The organism is Pseudomonas pichavaramensis (assembly GCF_050473265.1).
In the GTDB taxonomy this organism is placed as follows: Bacteria; Pseudomonadota; Gammaproteobacteria; order Pseudomonadales; family Pseudomonadaceae; genus Aquipseudomonas.
In genome coordinates, this window is sequence record NZ_JBJKFJ010000005.1 from 58,752 (window position 1) to 75,524 (window position 16,773).

The window sequence follows — 16,773 nt, forward strand, 5'->3', positions numbered from 1 at the left end:
ATCCAAGGACTGCGTCATGGACCTCAAACTGCTCGATATCCTCGCCTGCCCGATCTGCAAGGGCCCGCTGCAGCTCTCCGAAGACAAAACCGAACTGATCAGCAAGGGTGCCGGTGTGGCCTACCCGATTCGCGACGGCATTCCGGTAATGCTGGAGAGCGAAGCCCGCACCCTGAATACCGATGAGCGTCTGGACAAGTAAATGAGCGCAGCTTTCACCGTCGTCATTCCAGCCCGTTATGCCTCCACCCGCCTGCCAGGCAAGCCGCTGCAGGACATCGCCGGCAAGCCCATGGTGCAGCACGTCTGGGAACAGGCCAAGAAAAGTTCGGCCAGCCGCGTGGTGATCGCCACCGACGATGCACGCATCGTCGAAGCCTGCCAGGCGTTCGGCGCTGAGGTGCTGCTGACCCGCGAGGATCACAACTCCGGCACCGACCGCCTGGCCGAAGTGGCCACCCAGCTCGGTTTGTCTGCCGATGCCATCGTGGTCAACGTGCAGGGCGACGAGCCACTTATTCCGCCGAAGATCATCGATCAGGTGGCAGCCAACCTGGCGGCCAATCCGCAGGCCGGCATCGCCACGCTGGCCGAGCCGATCGAGGACGTCGCAGCGCTGTTCAACCCCAACGTGGTCAAGGTAGTGGCTGACAAAAACGGCCTGGCTCTGACCTTCAGTCGCGCGCCGCTGGCCTGGGCGCGCGATGCCTTCGCCAGGAGCCGCGACGAGCTGCCAGCAGGTGTGCCGTATCGCCGCCATATCGGCATCTACGCCTACCGCGCCGGTTTCCTGCATGACTTCGTCGCCTGGGGCTCGTGCTGGTTGGAAGACACCGAATGCCTGGAGCAACTGCGTGCCCTGTATAACGGCGTACGCATCCATGTTGCCGATGCTCTCGAGGCTCCGGCCGCCGGTGTCGATACAGCCGAAGACCTGGAGCGGGTTCGCCACCTGCTGGGGGCCTGATGAAGGTTCTTTTCGTTTGCCTGGGCAATATCTGCCGCTCGCCGACCGCTGAAGGCGTATTTCGCCACAAGCTGCGCGCTGCTGGTCTGGACGGTCAGGTGCAGGTGGATTCCGCCGGTACCGGTGACTGGCACGTGGGCAAGGCGCCGGACAGTCGTACCCGCCAGGCGGCGCAGCGCCGTGGCTATGACCTGTCGGCGCAGCGTGCACGTCAGGTCGAGGCGGCGGATTTCCAGCGCTTCGATCTGATCCTGGCTATGGACCAGAGCAACCTGCGTAACCTGCAGGCACTGCGTCCGGCCAACGCGCGCGCCGATCTTGATCTCTATCTGCGTCGCTACGAACTGGCGCTGGATGAGGTGCCTGATCCCTATTACGGCGGTGAGGACGGCTTCGAGCAGGTGCTGGACCTGATCGAACAAGCCAGCGATGCGTTGCTGATCGAGATCAAGGGGCGTCTGTGACACTCAACTTGCAGAGCGACGTTTCGCTCAAGCCATTCAACAGCTTTGGCGTCGAGGCGCGCGCGCGCCTGTTTGTCGAGGTGCATGACGATACCGAGGTGCGCGAGGCGCTGAATCTGGCCGAACAGCGAGACTTGCCGCTGCTGGTGATTGGTGGTGGCAGCAACCTGCTGCTGACTGCCGATGTCGAGGCGTTGGTGCTGCGCATGGCCAGCCGGGGCATTCGTGTTCTCGAGGATGATGGCGAGCAGGTGCTGGTCGAAGCTGAGGCCGGCGAGCCCTGGCATCCTTTCGTGCAGTGGAGCCTGGCGCAGGGCCTTGGTGGCCTAGAGAACCTCAGCCTGATTCCCGGTACCGTGGGCGCTGCGCCGATGCAGAACATCGGGGCCTACGGGGTCGAGGTCAAGGACCTGTTCGCCGGGCTGACTGCGCTTGATCGGCAGAGCGGTGAGCTGCGCGAGTTCGCGCTGGAGGAGTGTGCCTTTGCCTACCGCGACAGCCTGTTCAAGCGCGAGGCTGGGCGTTGGCTGATCCTGCGCGTGCGCTTTCGTTTCGTGCGCCAGGCTGCGTTGCGGCTGGATTACGGGCCGGTGCGTCAGCGCCTGAGCGAAATGGGGGTTGAAGCACCGACGGCGAGCGATGTCGGTCGGGCGATCTGCGCCATTCGCAGTGAGAAACTGCCCAACCCGGCTGAGCTGGGCAATGCCGGCAGCTTCTTCAAGAATCCAGTGGTGTCGTTCGAGCTGGCTGAGCGCATTCGCGCTGAGCATGCCGATCTGGTCAGCTATCCGGCGGGTGTTGGTCTGGTCAAGTTGGCGGCAGGCTGGCTGATCGAGCGTGCCGGCTGGAAGGGCTATCGTGAAGGCGATGCCGGTGTGCATCGTTTGCAGGCGCTGGTGCTGGTCAACTACGGTAACGCCACGGGCGCGCAATTACTGCAACTGGCGCAGCGCATTCAGAGCGATATCCTGGGCCGATTTGGCGTTCCACTGGAAATCGAGCCCAACGTGCTTTGATCTGGCGGCGCTTATCACCGGATTTCATCCGGGCTACGTTTTGCCGGAGCTGTTGTTAAAACGCGGATATAAAAAAGGGGATGCCTAGGCATCCCCTTTTTGCTGCGCGGGAGAATCAAACCTGAGGTTTGATCTCTTCCTCGCTCTTCACTTCTTCTTCCGGCTGCGCAGGTTCTACCGCTTCGCTCGCACTAGGCTCGCTGGCGACAGGACTTTCAGTAACAGTGGGCTCGCTTTCAGTGGCGGCGACTTCAGCTTCTACTGCAGCGCTGGGCTCGGCAGCTACCGGCGCTTCGACCACGGGGGCGGGGGCGCTTTCGGCTGCTTCGCGGGCCAGGCGCTCGGCTTCGCGCTGACGGCGACGCACTTCGCGCGGGTCATTCGAGGCGCGGCCGGTGGCGTTGGCCGGTACTGCAGCAGGTGCCTCGACGACTGGAGCGGTTTCGACAGGAGCAGCTTCGACCACAGTGGTCTCTACAACTGTTGCCTCTACAGCCGGTGCCGGAGCAGGCGCTTCAGCAACTTCGGCCACAGGCTGTACCGGCTCGACCGCTTCGGCAACCGGTGCTTGCTCTACCGGGGTTTCGACCACGGCAGCGGTTTCTTCGGCTTGCACGACAGCTTCGGCTTCAGTCTGGACCGGGGCGGCTTGCGCAGCTTCCGGTTGTACGGCTTCGACTTCGCTGCGCTGGGTCAGCGGCGCTTCGGCGGCGACCGGATCGGCATCGGCAGGTGCTGCTTCGCTGGCCACGGCCTCGCTGCTGTCGACGCTCTCGGCGACCACGGCAGCGGCAGTTGCTACTGCAGCCGGCGTGCTTGCCGGGGCTTCGTCAGCGGCGTTTTCGCTGCTTTCGGCATTCTCGATCGGGTTGCCATCGGCATCGCGCTGACGCTCACGGCGGTTGCTGCGGCGACGCTGGCCACGGGAGCGACGACGCGGACGCTCGTTCTCGCCATTGCCTTGCTCGTCATCTTGCAGCTGTTCTTCGTTCGGCAGTGCTTCGTCCTGAGTGGCCTCGGCCTGCTCGGCGCGCGGCTGACGCTCCTCACGCGGCGGACGCTGACGCTCCTGGCGCTCGCCACGCGGCTGACGCTCGGCGCGTTCTTCACGTTGCTCGTTGCCGGCATCCAGCGGCTCGCGCAGTTCGCGTACACGTTCTTCGCGCGGTGCGCGCTCTTCACGTGGTTTGCGCTCGCGGCGATTTTCCTGGCCTTCACGTGGTTCGCGTGGCGCACGTTCTTCACGCGGCTGACGCTCTTCACGAGGTTGGCGTTCTTCACGCGGCTCGCGCGGCTGACGCTCTTCGCGTGGTGCGCGTTCTTCACGCGGTTTGCGCTCGTCGTCACCACGACGGCCACCACGGTTACGGCTCTGCTGACGACCGTTGCGACGCTCTTCGCGTGGTGGACGCTCGTTGCTCTTCTTCTCTACCACGGCCGGCTGGGCTTCTTCTTCCTTACCGGCGAACAGGCTGACCAGGGACTTCACCAGGCCTTTGAACAGGCTTGGCTCCGGCGCTTGTGCAGGCGCCAGCGGAGCTTGTGGCTCGGCAGCGACCGGCGCGTTGCTGCGCGGGGCAGCCTTGATCGCGGCTTCCTGGCGAACCAGGGTGCGAGTCGCGGCTGCCGGGTGTGCAGCGGCATCCTCGGCTTCGGTGGTGGCGGCGATTTCGTAGCTGGTCTGGCTGCTCAGGGCTTCCGGGCTGTCGTCACGCAGGCGCTGCACTTCGAAGTGCGGGGTTTCCAGGTGATCGTTCGGCAGGATCACGATGCGCGCGCGGGTGCGCAGTTCGATCTTGGTGATCGAGTTGCGCTTCTCGTTGAGCAGGAAGGCGGCGACCGGGATCGGTACCTGGGCGCGGACTTCGGCGGTGCGGTCCTTCAGCGCTTCTTCTTCGATCAGGCGCAGGATAGCCAGCGACAGGGATTCGACGTCGCGGATGATGCCTTGACCGTTGCAGCGCGGGCAGACGATGCCGCTGGTTTCGCCCAGCGACGGACGCAGACGCTGACGGGACATTTCCAGCAAGCCGAAGCGTGAGATGCGGCCGACCTGAACGCGGGCGCGGTCGGCTTCCAGGGCTTCGCGGACTTTCTCTTCCACTGCGCGCTGGTTCTTGGCCGGGGTCATGTCGATGAAGTCGATGACGATCAGGCCGCCAATATCACGCAGACGCAGTTGGCGGGCGATTTCCTCGGCCGCTTCCAGGTTGGTCTGCAGCGCGGTTTCCTCGATGTCGCTGCCTTTGGTGGCGCGCGCCGAGTTGATGTCGATGGACACCAGGGCTTCGGTCGGGTCGATGACGATGGAGCCGCCCGACGGCAGCTTCACTTCACGCTGGAAGGCGGTTTCGATCTGGCTTTCGATCTGGAAACGATTGAACAGCGGCACGCTGTCTTCGTACAGCTTGATCTTGCTGGCGTACTGCGGCATCACCTGCTGGATGAAACTCAGGGCCTCTTCCTGGGCTTCGACGCTGTCGACCAATACTTCGCCGATGTCCTGGCGCAGGTAGTCGCGGATGGCGCGGATGATGACGTTGGATTCCTGGTAGATCAGGAACGGGGCAGGGCGGCTGGTGGAAGCTTCCTTGATGGCGCTCCACAGTTGCAGCAGGTAGTCGAGGTCCCACTGCATTTCTTCGCTGGAGCGGCCCAGGCCGGCGGTGCGCACGATCAGGCCCATGTCCGCAGGGGCGTTGAGGCCGTTCAGCGCTTCGCGCAGTTCGTTGCGCTCTTCGCCTTCGATACGACGGCTGATGCCACCGGCACGCGGGTTGTTCGGCATCAGTACCAGGTAACGACCGGCCAGGCTGATGAAGGTGGTCAGGGCTGCGCCCTTGTTGCCGCGCTCTTCCTTCTCGACCTGGACGATGACTTCCTGGCCTTCCTTGAGCACATCCTTGATGTTGATGCGGCCGCCTTCAGGGGCCTTGGAGAAGTATTCGCGGGAGATTTCTTTGAGGGGGAGGAAGCCGTGACGTTCGGAGCCGAAGTCGACGAAGGCTGCTTCGAGGCTGGGTTCTACGCGAGTTATACGGCCTTTGTAGATATTGGCCTTCTTCTGTTCGCGGGCGCCGGACTCGATGTCCAGGTCGTAGAGTTTTTGGCCGTCTACCAGGGCTACACGCAACTCTTCGGGCTGAGTTGCGTTAATCAACATTCTTTTCATGTGGTACCAATGGGTTCCGGGGCTACCGGAAGCCACGTTAGGCACACACGACTCTCAGGGTCGGTGTCAGGCGCGTCAGAAACGGTCGTAAATCGTTCCTCTGTCGAGCGACGGCCGATCCGCAGAGCGGCGGTCGCGACGGACGTCTTCCTGCTTGCTGTGGTGACAGAAAGCACTCAGTCAGGAGGAGGAATCAACTGGCGGTCGCGGACGAGATGAGGCGTCTTTGATCAAGCTAAGGCTACGCAGGCCGACAGTTGTACATCTCCACCCTACACGTATCGCTGAAAATCGGGTGCCGCGCGGATTCCGCAGCGGTTCTATTTACCGCGACCGCCCATTGGGCGAGTCGCGCATCATACTCAAGGCGTTGTTTCCGAATTCTTCACAGGCTGAACAATCCGTCGGACGGCCTCACGTCCTGAAAGGGTTGCGCGGGCAGGGGATGGCAAGGTTGGCGATCATCCGCAGGCCAGGCCACTTTTGGCGGCGTTCGCGACTATAGCAGTAATGATTAAGTGCTTCAATTCCATAAAAAATTGTTATGATTGCGCGATGACTACTCCTGCCTCTCCAACCTCCGGCGTCCAGCTGATCGAGGTTGCACCGGAACTCGCCGGCCAACGCATTGACAACTTCCTTCGGACGCAGCTCAAGGGCGTGCCCAAGACCCTGATCTATCGCATTCTGCGTAAAGGCGAAGTGCGCGTGAACAAGGGGCGGATCAAGCCTGAATACAAGCTGCAGGCTGGCGACGTGGTGCGCGTGCCGCCGTTGCGTCTGGCCGAGCGTGACGAGCCTGAGCCGCTTGCGCAAGGCCTGCTTGAACGCCTGGAGGCGGCGATTGTCTATGAAGACAAGGCGCTGATCGTGCTCAACAAGCCGGCCGGCATCGCTGTGCATGGCGGCAGCGGGCTCAATTACGGAGTGATCGAAGCCTTCCGTCAGCTGCGCCCGGATGCCAAGGATCTGGAGCTGGTGCACCGTCTCGATCGCGATACCTCCGGCCTGCTGATGATCGCCAAGAAGCGCAGCATGCTGCGTCATCTGCACGAGCAGTTGCGTGGTGATGGTGTCGACAAGCGTTATATGGCGCTGGTTCGTGGTCATTGGGCAACGGCGAAGAAGCAGGTCAATGCGCCGCTGCAGAAGAGCAATTTGCGTTCCGGTGAGCGCATGGTCGAGGTCGACAGCGAGGGCAAGGAAGCGCTGACCCTGTTCCGTGTGCTGCGCCGCTTCGGTGATTTCGCCACGCTGGTCGAGGCCAAGCCGGTGACCGGGCGTACGCATCAGATTCGCGTGCATGCCAAGCATGCCGGGCACTCCATTGCCGGTGACTCCAAGTACGGCGACGATGAGTTCACTCGCGAGATTCGTGAGCTGGGCGGCAAGCGCCTGTTCCTGCACGCATACGAATTGCACGTCCCCCTGCCTGATGGCGGTGTGTTGAAGCTCGAGGCGCCAGTCGACGAGGTATGGGCCAAGACCGTGGAGCGTCTGAGTGCCTGACTATCAGCTGCTGGTTTTCGATTGGGATGGCACGCTGGTGGACTCCATTGGTCGTATCGTCGAGGCCATGCATCGCGCTGCCGATATCGCGGGTGTGCCGCGCTGTAGCGATGCTGCGGTGCGCGGCATCATCGGTCTGGAGCTGGGTGTGGCGATCAGCACGCTCTATCCGGAACTCGCCGAGCCGGCGGCAATCGAAACCATCCGGCGCGCCTATAGCGAACAGTATCTGGTGCTGGAAACCGAGCCGTCACCATTGTTCGAAGGCGTGCGCGAGTCGCTCGAGGTCTTTCGTGAGCAGGGGTATCGTCTTGCGGTCGCGACCGGCAAGGGGCGCAAGGGGCTGCATCGGGTGTTGGCGGACAAGGGCTGGCTGGATTTCTTCGATATCACCCGCTGCGCTGACGAGACGGCGAGCAAGCCGGATCCGCTGATGTTGCATGAGATTCTTGCGCATTGCCGGGTGCAGCCCGAACGGGCGTTGATGGTGGGGGACTCGACCTTCGACCTGCTGATGGCGCGTAACGCTGGCATGGATGCCGTTGCGGTCGGTTTCGGTGCTCAGCCGTTGTCGGTTTTACGTGAATGTGCACCGCGTTTGGCAATTAATGAATTCAATGAGCTGCGTGCGTGGCTGGAAGGCCGCCATGCGCAGCAACCTTCAGAGGTGAGTGAGCATGTCGGATGAGTGGAAGTCATCGTCGTCGTCGGGCGAGGATGCCAAGAGCTGGAAACTGCTGGAAAAGACTCTGTTGGCGGGGGTTCAGGAGCAGCGTCGTTCGCGTCGCTGGGGGATCTTCTTCAAGCTGCTGACTTTCATCTATCTATTCGGAGCTCTGGCCCTGGTGTTGCCAGCTCTCGATCTGAAGTCGACCTCGACCACGACTGCGCACACGGCGCTGATCGAGATTCGTGGCATGATCGCTGACCGTGAGGAAGCCAGTGCCGACAAGGTGGTGGGCAGTCTGCGTGCGGCGTTCGAGGATACCAACACCAAGGGTGTGATCCTGCGCATCAACAGTCCGGGTGGCAGTCCCGTGCAGTCTGGCTACATCTATGACGAGATTCGTCGTCTGCGTGGCGAGTACCCGCAGACCAAGGTCTATGCGGTGATCAGTGATCTTGGGGCTTCCGGTGCCTACTACATCGCCAGTGCTGCGGACGAGATCTACGCCGACAAGGCCAGTCTGGTCGGTTCGATCGGGGTCACGGCGGCCAGCTTCGGTTTTGTCGATACCATGGAGAAGCTCGGTGTCGAGCGTCGTGTCTATACCTCCGGCGAGCACAAGGCCTTCCTTGATCCGTTCCAGCCGCAGAAGGAAGAGGAAACGCGCTTCTGGAAGACCGTGCTCGACACCACGCATCGCCAGTTCATCGACAGCGTGAAGAAGGGGCGGGGTGATCGACTCAAGGCCGATGAGCATCCCGAGCTGTTCTCCGGCTTGATCTGGTCCGGCGAGCAGGCTCTGCAGCTTGGTCTGGTGGATGCCCTGGGCAGTGCCAGCTATGTGGCGCGCGAGGTCATCGGCGAGAAGGAAATGGTCGACTACACCCAGCGTGACACGCCGTTCGACCGTTTCGCCAAGCGCCTGGGTACCAGTGTGGCGGATCGTATCGCGCTGTGGATGGGCTTTCAGGGGCCGACACTGCAGTGAGGAATAAAGGAAGGCCCGTTTGACGGGCCTTCTTCATCAGTGGGTCAGGGAATCTCGACGCCTTCGTTCAGTAGCATGTCCACCAGGCGGATCAGCGGCAGGCCGATCAGGCTGCTGGCATCTTCGCCTTCCGTGCTGCGAAACAGGCTGATGCCCAGTCCTTCGGATTTGAAGCTGCCGGCGCAGTCGAAAGGTTGCTCGCGCTGCAGGTAGCGCAGGATCTGCCCGTCATCGAGCGAGCGAAAATGCACGGTGAAGGGGATGCAGTCGACTTGGCACTGGTTGCTGTTGGTATTGAGCAGGGCCAGGCCGGTGAGGAATGTGACGCTGCTGCCGCTGGCGGCGCGCAGTTGTTGTTGTGCCCTCGGCAGGTCGTGGGGTTTGCCGAGAATCTGGCCGTCGCTGAGGATGGCGACCTGGTCCGAGCCGATGATCAGGTGGTCGCGGTGTTGGTCGGCCAGTGCGCGGGCTTTTGCCTCGGCCAGGCGTTTGACCAGGTCGATACCGGCTTCGCCTATCAGGCGCGTTTCGTCGATGCTTGGTGACTGCCAGGTGAAGGGCAGTTGCAGGCGCTCGAGTAGTTCGCGGCGGTAGGGGGAGCTGGAGGCGAGCAGCAGCGCGGGCATGTTCTCTTCCTTATATAGGTGGGCGAGAAATTCTACTGGTCGTGCCTGGGTGAATACAGGCTGAATTTCCTTTGACAGCGGCAGGGTGCATCCCTAGAATGCTGCGCCTATGTTGAATGGGCCGATTCCACCTCACGTTGATCCGCGCAAGCTCGCCGACCGCGAAGCTACCCTCGAAGGGCAGCTCGAACTGGCCAGCCTGCTGCGTCTCTGCGACCCGCTTGCCGATACGGCGGGTGCGGTGCAGGCGAAGTTTCAGTTCGGGCGTGACGAGCAGAAAACTGTGGTGATCCGCAGCGAGCTCGAGGTTGAGGTCAAAATGGTCTGCCAGCGTTGTCTGGAGCTGGTCGCGCTACCCATCCGCAGCGAATGTGAATACGCGGTGGTTCGGGTTGGAGCGAACACTCAGTCCTTGCCGAAGGGCTACGACGTGCTGGAAGTGGGTGAAGAGCCGCTGGAGCTGCTCGGTCTGGTCGAGGATGAATTGCTACTCGCCCTGCCGATCGTTCCTGCTCATGCCCCAGGTGATTGCCAGCAGCCGGACGGTCTCGATGAGCCCGCGCCGGGCGAGGACGAGGTATCGCGGTCCAACCCGTTCAGTGTATTGGCGCAGTTAAAGCGTGACCCAAACGTTTAGGAGTTAATGAGTTATGGCTGTTCAGCAGAACAAAAAATCCCGTTCCGCCCGCGATATGCGCCGTTCGCACGACGCGCTCGAAGGTAACGCCCTGTCCGTAGAGAAGAGCACCGGTGAAGTTCACCTGCGCCACCACGTTTCTCCGGAAGGCGTATACCGCGGTCGCAAAGTGATCGACAAGGGCGCTGACGAGTAATCCTTGTCCGCCTCGATCATCGCGATTGATGCAATGGGTGGGGACTTCGGTCCCCACTGCATTGTTCCGGCCTGTATTTCTGCGCTGGCCGAATTCCCCTCGCTACACCTGACCCTTGTCGGTCAAGCTCCCCTCATCGAAGAACAGCTCGCTCGCCAGTCTGGCGTCGATCGTGCGCGCCTGCAGGTTCAGCATGCCAGCGAAGTGATCGCCATGGATGAGCGTCCGGCGCAAGCATTGCGCGGCAAGCCCGATGCCTCGATGCGCGTGGCGCTGGAGCTGGTGCGTCAGCGCCAGGCTCATGCCTGCGTCAGTGCCGGCAATACCGGTGCGCTGATGGCGCTGTCGCGCTACGTACTCAAGACCTTGCCTGGAATCGATCGGCCGGCGATGGTCAGCCCGATACCCACCGAGCGCGGTCATTGCTACCTGCTGGATCTGGGCGCCAACGTCGATTGCAGTGCCGAGCACCTTTACCAGTTCGCGATCATGGGCGCGGTTGCTGCCGAGACGCTGGGCGTCCCTCGGCCGCGAATCGCTTTGCTCAATGTCGGCACCGAGGACATCAAGGGCAATCAGCAGGTCAAGCTGGCGGCCAATATGCTGCAGCAGGCGCATGGCTTGAACTTCGTCGGCTATATAGAAGGCGACGGCATGTATCGCGGCGAGGCTGATGTGGTGGTATGCGACGGTTTCGTCGGCAATATCCTGCTCAAGTCCAGTGAGGGGTTGGCACGAATGGTTACCGGGCGGGTCGAGGCGCTGTTTAACGAAGGATTGTTTGCGCAGGCCATTGGTGCGTTGGCCATGCCGCTGTTGCGCCGTCTCAAGGCCGATCTGGCGCCGGCCAGGCACAATGGTGCGAGTTTTCTCGGTTTGCAGGGCATTGTCGTCAAGAGTCATGGCGCGGCTGGGCAGGAGAGTTTCCAGAGCGCCATTCGCTGTGCGTTGCGTGAGGTGCAGGAGAATCTGCCACAGCGACTGCATGGTCGACTCGAGGACTTGTTGCTGTAGACTCGTCGCGTTTTTACGTTGTGATGGGTGCCGGAATGTGACTGCGGCACGTAGCCTGTCATCCAACTGTCAGTTTGCTGCGCCAGGCTCGCCTGGCGCTGGTTTTTCGACTCAAGGGACTTATTCATGTCTGCATCCCTCGCATTCGTCTTTCCCGGTCAGGGCTCGCAAGCTCTGGCCATGCTCTCCGATCACGGTGCTCAGCAGAAACTGGTGCTCGACACCTTCGCTGAAGCTTCCGAGGCGCTTGGTTACGATCTCTGGGCGCTGACCCAGCAAGGCCCTGAAGAGCAGCTGAACCAGACCGACAAGACCCAGCCGGCTATTCTCACTGCCTCTATCGCCCTGTGGCGGCTGTGGCAGGCCGAAGGTGGCGCCAAGCCGGCTTTCGTTGCCGGTCACAGCCTGGGTGAGTATTCCGCGCTGGTTGCCGCTGGCAGCATCGGTTTCACGGATGCGGTGAAGCTGGTCGAGCGTCGTGGCCAGCTGATGCAGCAGGCCGTGCCGGCCGGGCAGGGCGGTATGGCGGCGATTCTCGGTCTGGAAGATGCCGACGTGCTGGCTGCCTGCGCCGAAGCTGCGCAGGGTGATGTGGTCAGCGCGGTCAACTTCAACGCGCCGGGCCAGGTGGTGATTGCCGGTAGCGCCGCCGCCGTCGAGCGCGCCATCGAAGGTTGCAAGGCGCGTGGCGCCAAGCGCGCCATGGCACTGCCGGTCAGCGTGCCATCGCACTGCGCACTGATGAAGCCGGCTGCCGAGCGTTTCGCCGAGGCCGTCGAGGCGCTCGACTGGCAGGCGCCGCAGATTCCGCTGGTGCAGAACGTCAGCGCTGCCGTGGTTTCCGATCTGGCCACGCTGAAGGCCGATCTGCTGGCGCAGCTGTACAGCCCGGTGCGCTGGGTCGAATCCATGGTCCGCCTGTCCGAGCAGGGCGTGACCGATCTGGCCGAATGCGGCCCGGGCAAGGTGCTGAGCGGCCTGAACAAGCGCTGCGTCAAAGGCATCAACACCCACAATCTGGATACCCCAGAAGCCTTTGCTGCCGCTCGCGCAGCGCTGGTTTGAGATAGGAGAACGAGCATGAGTCTGCAAGGTAAGGTCGCGCTGGTAACCGGCGCCAGCCGTGGCATCGGCCAGGCAATCGCCCTGGAACTGGGTCGTCAGGGTGCTACCGTCATCGGTACTGCCACCTCGGCCGCTGGCGCAGAGCGCATTGCTGCCACGCTGAAGGAGCACGGCATCAACGGTACCGGCATGGAGCTGAACGTGACCAGCGCCGAGTCCGTCGACGGTGTTCTGAGCGCTATCGCCGAGCAGTTCGGCGCCCCGGCCATTCTGGTTAACAACGCCGGTATCACCCGCGATAACCTCATGCTGCGCATGAAGGACGACGAGTGGACCGATGTCATCGATACCAACCTCAACAGCCTGTTCCGTCTGTCCAAGGGCGTGCTGCGCAGCATGACCAAGGCGCGCTTCGGTCGTATCATCAACATCGGTTCGGTGGTCGGTGCCATGGGCAACGCCGGGCAGGCCAACTACGCGGCCGCCAAGGCGGGCTTGGAAGGCTTCGGCCGTGCTCTGGCGCGTGAAGTGGGTTCTCGTGGTATTACGGTCAACTCGGTTGCCCCTGGTTTCATCGATACCGACATGACCCGTGAGCTGCCGGAAGCGCAGCGTGACGCGCTGCTGACACAGATTCCGCTGGGCCGTCTGGGTCAGGCAGAAGAAATTGCCAAGGTGGTCGGTTTTCTGGCTTCCGATGGCGCAGCCTACGTGACCGGGGCTACTATTCCGGTTAACGGCGGTATGTACATGAGCTAAAAACAGGCCTTCGGAGACTCCGGAGGCTGACGAATGTGACGCGAGCCATCAGAAAACTGTCATAGTCGCTGTCTAAAATCCGTTATAAAGCTGCAACAGGTTTATAGACAGATCGTTGAAGTGTTCCTGGGGGCTCCCCGGCATTCAGCTTGAAATGCTAAAAACCCTTTCTATACACTTGGCCGCTACCAGCTGCCTGGATTTGTCCAATTAGGAGTGATAACACGTGAGCACCATCGAAGAACGCGTCAAGAAAATCGTTGCCGAGCAACTGGGCGTTAAAGAAGAGGAAGTCACCAACAGCGCTTCCTTCGTAGAAGACCTGGGTGCCGACTCTCTTGACACCGTTGAGCTGGTGATGGCTCTCGAAGAAGAATTCGAGACCGAGATCCCGGACGAGCAAGCAGAGAAGATCACCACCGTTCAGGAAGCCATCGACTACGTGACTGCCAACGCGCAATAAGTCACAGTCAGCTTTCTGACCGAGAAAAGCCGCACTGCCTTAAACAGGCGTGCGGCTTTTCTTTACGTGCAAGGCGCATGTGGCGCCTGAGTAGAACAAGAGGAGATTGCTGTGTCGCGTAGACGCGTCGTGGTTACCGGTATGGGCATGCTGTCGCCGCTGGGTAACGATGTGCCGAGCAGCTGGCAGGGCATTTTGGCCGGGCGCAGTGGCATCGGTCTGATCGAACACATGGACCTGTCCGCCTACTCCACCCGTTTTGGCGGGGCGGTCAAGGATTTCAACGTCGAGGATTACCTCTCCGCCAAGGAGGCGCGCAAGCTCGACCTGTTCATCCAGTACGGTCTCGCTGCCTGTTATCAGGCCGTGCGTGATTCCGGGCTGGACATCACTGATGCCAATCGTGAGCGCATCGGTGTGGCCATGGGCTCCGGTATCGGCGGCCTGACCAATATCGAGAACAACTGCAAGTCATTGCACGAGCAGGGGCCGCGGCGCATTTCGCCGTTCTTCGTGCCGGGCTCGATCATCAACATGATTTCCGGTTTCCTGTCGATTCACCTGGGTCTGCAGGGGCCTAACTACGCCATCGCCACGGCGTGCACCACGGGCACCCACTGCATCGGCATGGCGGCGCGCAACATTGCCTACGGCGAAGCTGACGTGATGGTCGCCGGTGGTGCCGAGATGGCAGCCTGCGGTCTGGGCATGGGCGGTTTCGGCGCGGCGCGTGCACTGTCGACGCGTAACGATGAACCGACCAAGGCCAGCCGTCCGTGGGACAAGGGGCGTGACGGTTTCGTCCTGTCCGACGGTTCCGGCGCTTTGGTACTGGAAGAGCTGGAACACGCCAAGGCGCGTGGCGCCACCATCTACGCCGAGCTGATCGGCTTCGGTATGAGCGGCGACGCCTTCCACATGACCTCACCACCCGAGGACGGTGCCGGTGCTGCCCGCTGCATGGCCGCCGCTCTGCGTGATGCCGGCATCAATGCCGACCAGGTGCAGTACATCAACGCGCACGGCACTTCGACTCCTGCGGGCGACAAGGCTGAAGTCGCAGCGGTAAAAAGCGTATTCGGTGAGCATGCCTATCAGCTGTCGGTCAGTTCGACCAAGTCGATGACTGGCCACCTGCTGGGCGCTGCCGGTGCCATCGAGGCGATCTTCAGCATCCTCGCCCTGCGCGATCAGGTGGCTCCGCCGACCATCAACCTGGATGAGCCGGACGAAGGCTGCGACTTGGACTTCGTCGCGCATCAGGCCAAGGCCATGCCAATCGAGATCGCCCTGTCGAACTCCTTCGGCTTTGGCGGCACTAACGGTTCGCTGCTGTTCCGTCGGTTCCACGGTTGATGCTGAGCTGGGTCAACGGTGCGCCCGGCGAGCAGTTGTCGGTTCGCGACCGTGGCCTGGCTTACGGCGATGGTCTGTTTGAGACCATCGCTGTGCGTGGCGGGCGCATGCCGCTGTTGGCGCGGCACATGGTGCGTCTTGGCCAAGGTTGCCAGCGACTGTCCATTGCCCTCGACATGACCCTGATGCAACGCGAGTTGCAGGCGTTCGCCGCGCAGCTCGGTGACGGCGTGGTCAAGCTCACCGTTACCCGTGGCCAGGGGCAGCGCGGTTATGCGCCGCCACAACCTTGCCAGCCTCTGCGTATCCTGCAGGCGGCGCCCATGCCGCACTACCCAGCCGAGCATGCCGAGCAGGGCGTGCGTCTGTTCCCCTGTGCGACCCGTCTGGCCGAGCAGCCGCTGCTGGCCGGGCTCAAGCACCTCAATCGTCTCGAGCAGGTATTGGCACGTGCTGAATGGCAGGACCCTGACTGCGCCGAGGGGTTGATGCGTGACACCTCGGGGCGGGTGATCGAGGGGGTCTACAGCAATCTGTTTCTGCTGCGCGCGGGCCGCTTGCTCAGCGCCGATCTGTCGCGTTGCGGGGTGGCAGGGGTGATGCGCGCCGAAATCCTGCAGCAGGCGCAGCAACTGGGTATTCCCATCGAGCTACGTGATATTTCCCATGACGAACTGCTGAATGCGGACGAAGTCTTTCTCTGCAACAGCCTGTACGGCATCTGGCCTGTGCGGGCGCTGCAGGAACGATACTGGCCGGTCGGGCTGGTCACCCGTAAACTGCAGGCCATCGTTCGTGACCTATTGAGTAATTAACCGGTGCTACGCAAGATTCTGCTGCTGCTCGAGTGCGGCGTGCTATTGGCTCTGCTGTTGGTTGTATTTGCCGCCTGGCAACAGCAACAGGCGCTCGAACAGCCCCTGCATCTGAATGACGAGTTGCTTCTGGAAGTGCCTGCGGGTGCTACGCCCGGTGGTTTGCTCAATCGCCTGGAAGCCGAAGGGGTGATCGACAACGCTTTCTGGCTGCGTCTTTACTGGCGCTTCAATCTGCGTGCTCCTGCATTGCACAGCGGCGAGTACCGCCTGTTGCCCGAGCAGACGGCCAGGGACGTATTGAGCCTTTGGCAGCGTGGCGAAGTGGTGCAGTACAGCATGACGCTGGTGGAAGGCTGGAACTTCCGCCAGGTCCGCGCTGCACTGGCTAGCCAGGAACGTCTGCAGCAGCGCTTGGCCGATCTGACCGATGCCGAGCTGATGGAGCGTCTGGGGCTCGCTGGGCAGAATCCGGAAGGGCGCTTCTTTCCCGACACCTATCGCTTCGTGCGCGGCATGAGCGACGAGGATCTGCTCAAGCAGGCCAATGCCCGGCTTGAAGCGGTGCTTGCCGAAGAGTGGCAGCAGCGCGTAGACGGACTGCCGTATCGCGAACCCTACGATGCGTTGATCATGGCGTCGATGATCGAGAAGGAAACCGGTGTGCCCGAGGAGCGTGGCGAGATCGCCGGTGTGTTCGTCCGCCGTCTGCGTATCGGCATGCGTTTGCAAACCGATCCTACAGTGATCTACGGCATGGGCGAGCGCTATAACGGCCGCATCACTCGCGCTGACCTGCGCACGCCAACGCCTTACAACACCTACACCATCGATGGCATGCCGCCGACGCCGATCGCCATGGTCGGCCGCGAGGCGATTCACGCTGCGCTCAACCCTCGCGAGGGCAAGTCGCTGTATTTCGTCGCCCGGGGCGATGGCAGCCATGTGTTCTCCAACAGCCTGGCCGAGCACAACCGTGCTGTGCGTGAGTATCAGCTCAAGCGCCGCGCCGATTACCGCTCCAGCCCCGCGCCACGCGCGGCGGCAGAAACTGAATAA

General features: G+C 62.1%; 18 protein-coding genes. 16 read left to right on the top strand and 2 right to left on the bottom strand.

All coding sequences use genetic code 11. The annotated features are described in order from the left end of the window. Positions 1 to 16: 16 nt before the first annotated feature. Genes ACJRW5_RS09730 through murB form a run of 4 tightly spaced genes read left to right on the top strand, consistent with a single transcriptional unit; the run spans position 17 to position 2,447 of the window. Positions 17 to 202 (top strand): Trm112 family protein, encoded by a 186-nt coding sequence (locus tag ACJRW5_RS09730; protein ID WP_013714804.1) that lies wholly within the window; start codon positions 17 to 19, stop codon positions 200 to 202. Further along, a complete protein-coding gene (kdsB, locus tag ACJRW5_RS09735) occupies positions 203 to 967 on the top strand; it encodes a 3-deoxy-manno-octulosonate cytidylyltransferase (RefSeq protein ID WP_484570321.1) in 765 nt (254 codons plus the stop codon). After that, positions 967 to 1,431, top strand: coding sequence for a low molecular weight protein-tyrosine-phosphatase (locus ACJRW5_RS09740; RefSeq protein WP_484570322.1), 465 nt, complete (start codon positions 967 to 969; stop codon positions 1,429 to 1,431). Before kdsB ends, ACJRW5_RS09740 begins: the two co-directional genes overlap by 1 nt. After that, positions 1,428 to 2,447, top strand: coding sequence for a UDP-N-acetylmuramate dehydrogenase (gene murB, locus ACJRW5_RS09745; protein WP_484570323.1), 1,020 nt, complete (start codon positions 1,428 to 1,430; stop codon positions 2,445 to 2,447). Before ACJRW5_RS09740 ends, murB begins: the two co-directional genes overlap by 4 nt. A 115-nt stretch (positions 2,448 to 2,562) precedes the next feature. Here the strand turns inward: murB and rne are convergent, their stop codons facing one another. Next, a complete protein-coding gene (rne, locus tag ACJRW5_RS09750) occupies positions 2,563 to 5,619 on the bottom strand; it encodes a ribonuclease E (RefSeq protein WP_484570324.1) in 3,057 nt (1,018 codons plus the stop codon). Positions 5,620 to 6,174: 555 nt separating this feature from the next. Here rne and rluC point away from each other — a divergent pair. From rluC to sppA, 3 genes are read left to right on the top strand one after another with little or no spacing between them, the layout of a single operon-like run. After that, on the top strand, positions 6,175 to 7,128 hold the full coding sequence (gene rluC, locus ACJRW5_RS09755; protein ID WP_484570325.1) for a 23S rRNA pseudouridine(955/2504/2580) synthase RluC: 954 nt from the start codon (positions 6,175 to 6,177) through the stop codon (positions 7,126 to 7,128). Continuing rightward, positions 7,121 to 7,816 carry an HAD-IA family hydrolase gene (locus ACJRW5_RS09760; protein WP_484570326.1) on the top strand — a complete coding sequence of 232 codons (696 nt, stop codon included), beginning with the start codon at positions 7,121 to 7,123 and terminating at the stop codon, positions 7,814 to 7,816. Before rluC ends, ACJRW5_RS09760 begins: the two co-directional genes overlap by 8 nt. Continuing rightward, positions 7,806 to 8,783, top strand: coding sequence for a signal peptide peptidase SppA (gene sppA, locus ACJRW5_RS09765; RefSeq protein WP_484570327.1), 978 nt, complete (start codon positions 7,806 to 7,808; stop codon positions 8,781 to 8,783). Before ACJRW5_RS09760 ends, sppA begins: the two co-directional genes overlap by 11 nt. 44 nt (positions 8,784 to 8,827) lie before the next feature. Here sppA and ACJRW5_RS09770 read toward each other — a convergent pair whose 3' ends face one another. Next, complete coding sequence (locus tag ACJRW5_RS09770) at positions 8,828 to 9,409, bottom strand: Maf family protein (RefSeq protein WP_484570328.1); 582 nt, start codon at positions 9,407 to 9,409, stop codon at positions 8,828 to 8,830. 109 nt (positions 9,410 to 9,518) lie between these two features. Here ACJRW5_RS09770 and ACJRW5_RS09775 point away from each other — a divergent pair, with 109 nt between their 5' ends. From ACJRW5_RS09775 to mltG, 9 genes are all read left to right on the top strand, one after another. Next, on the top strand, positions 9,519 to 10,046 hold the full coding sequence (locus tag ACJRW5_RS09775; protein WP_484570329.1) for a YceD family protein: 528 nt from the start codon (positions 9,519 to 9,521) through the stop codon (positions 10,044 to 10,046). Positions 10,047 to 10,059: 13 nt separating this feature from the next. After that, a complete protein-coding gene (gene rpmF, locus ACJRW5_RS09780; protein WP_025167420.1) occupies positions 10,060 to 10,242 on the top strand; it encodes a 50S ribosomal protein L32 in 183 nt (60 codons plus the stop codon). Positions 10,243 to 10,245: 3 nt separating this feature from the next. After that, positions 10,246 to 11,256, top strand: coding sequence for a phosphate acyltransferase PlsX (gene plsX, locus ACJRW5_RS09785; RefSeq protein ID WP_484570330.1), 1,011 nt, complete (start codon positions 10,246 to 10,248; stop codon positions 11,254 to 11,256). Between the two features lie 126 nt (positions 11,257 to 11,382). Further along, positions 11,383 to 12,321 (top strand): ACP S-malonyltransferase, encoded by a 939-nt coding sequence (fabD, locus tag ACJRW5_RS09790; protein WP_484570331.1) that lies wholly within the window; start codon positions 11,383 to 11,385, stop codon positions 12,319 to 12,321. 15 nt (positions 12,322 to 12,336) lie between these two features. Beyond that, complete coding sequence (fabG, locus tag ACJRW5_RS09795; protein WP_484570332.1) at positions 12,337 to 13,080, top strand: 3-oxoacyl-ACP reductase FabG; 744 nt, start codon at positions 12,337 to 12,339, stop codon at positions 13,078 to 13,080. Between the two features lie 226 nt (positions 13,081 to 13,306). Then, entirely contained in the window at positions 13,307 to 13,543 is a 237-nt protein-coding gene (gene acpP, locus ACJRW5_RS09800) for an acyl carrier protein (RefSeq protein WP_159972594.1), read from the top strand. Between the two features lie 111 nt (positions 13,544 to 13,654). Next, positions 13,655 to 14,899: a beta-ketoacyl-ACP synthase II gene (gene fabF / locus ACJRW5_RS09805; RefSeq protein WP_484570333.1), complete on the top strand. Its 1,245-nt coding sequence runs from the start codon at positions 13,655 to 13,657 to the stop codon at positions 14,897 to 14,899. Beyond that, on the top strand, positions 14,899 to 15,714 hold the full coding sequence (pabC, locus tag ACJRW5_RS09810; protein WP_484570334.1) for an aminodeoxychorismate lyase: 816 nt from the start codon (positions 14,899 to 14,901) through the stop codon (positions 15,712 to 15,714). The genes fabF and pabC overlap by 1 nt, the downstream gene beginning before the upstream one ends. A gap of 3 nt (positions 15,715 to 15,717) precedes the next feature. After that, the gene (gene mltG, locus ACJRW5_RS09815) at positions 15,718 to 16,773 is read left to right on the top strand and encodes an endolytic transglycosylase MltG (RefSeq protein WP_484570335.1); all 1,056 of its coding nucleotides are present in this window, start codon (positions 15,718 to 15,720) and stop codon (positions 16,771 to 16,773) included.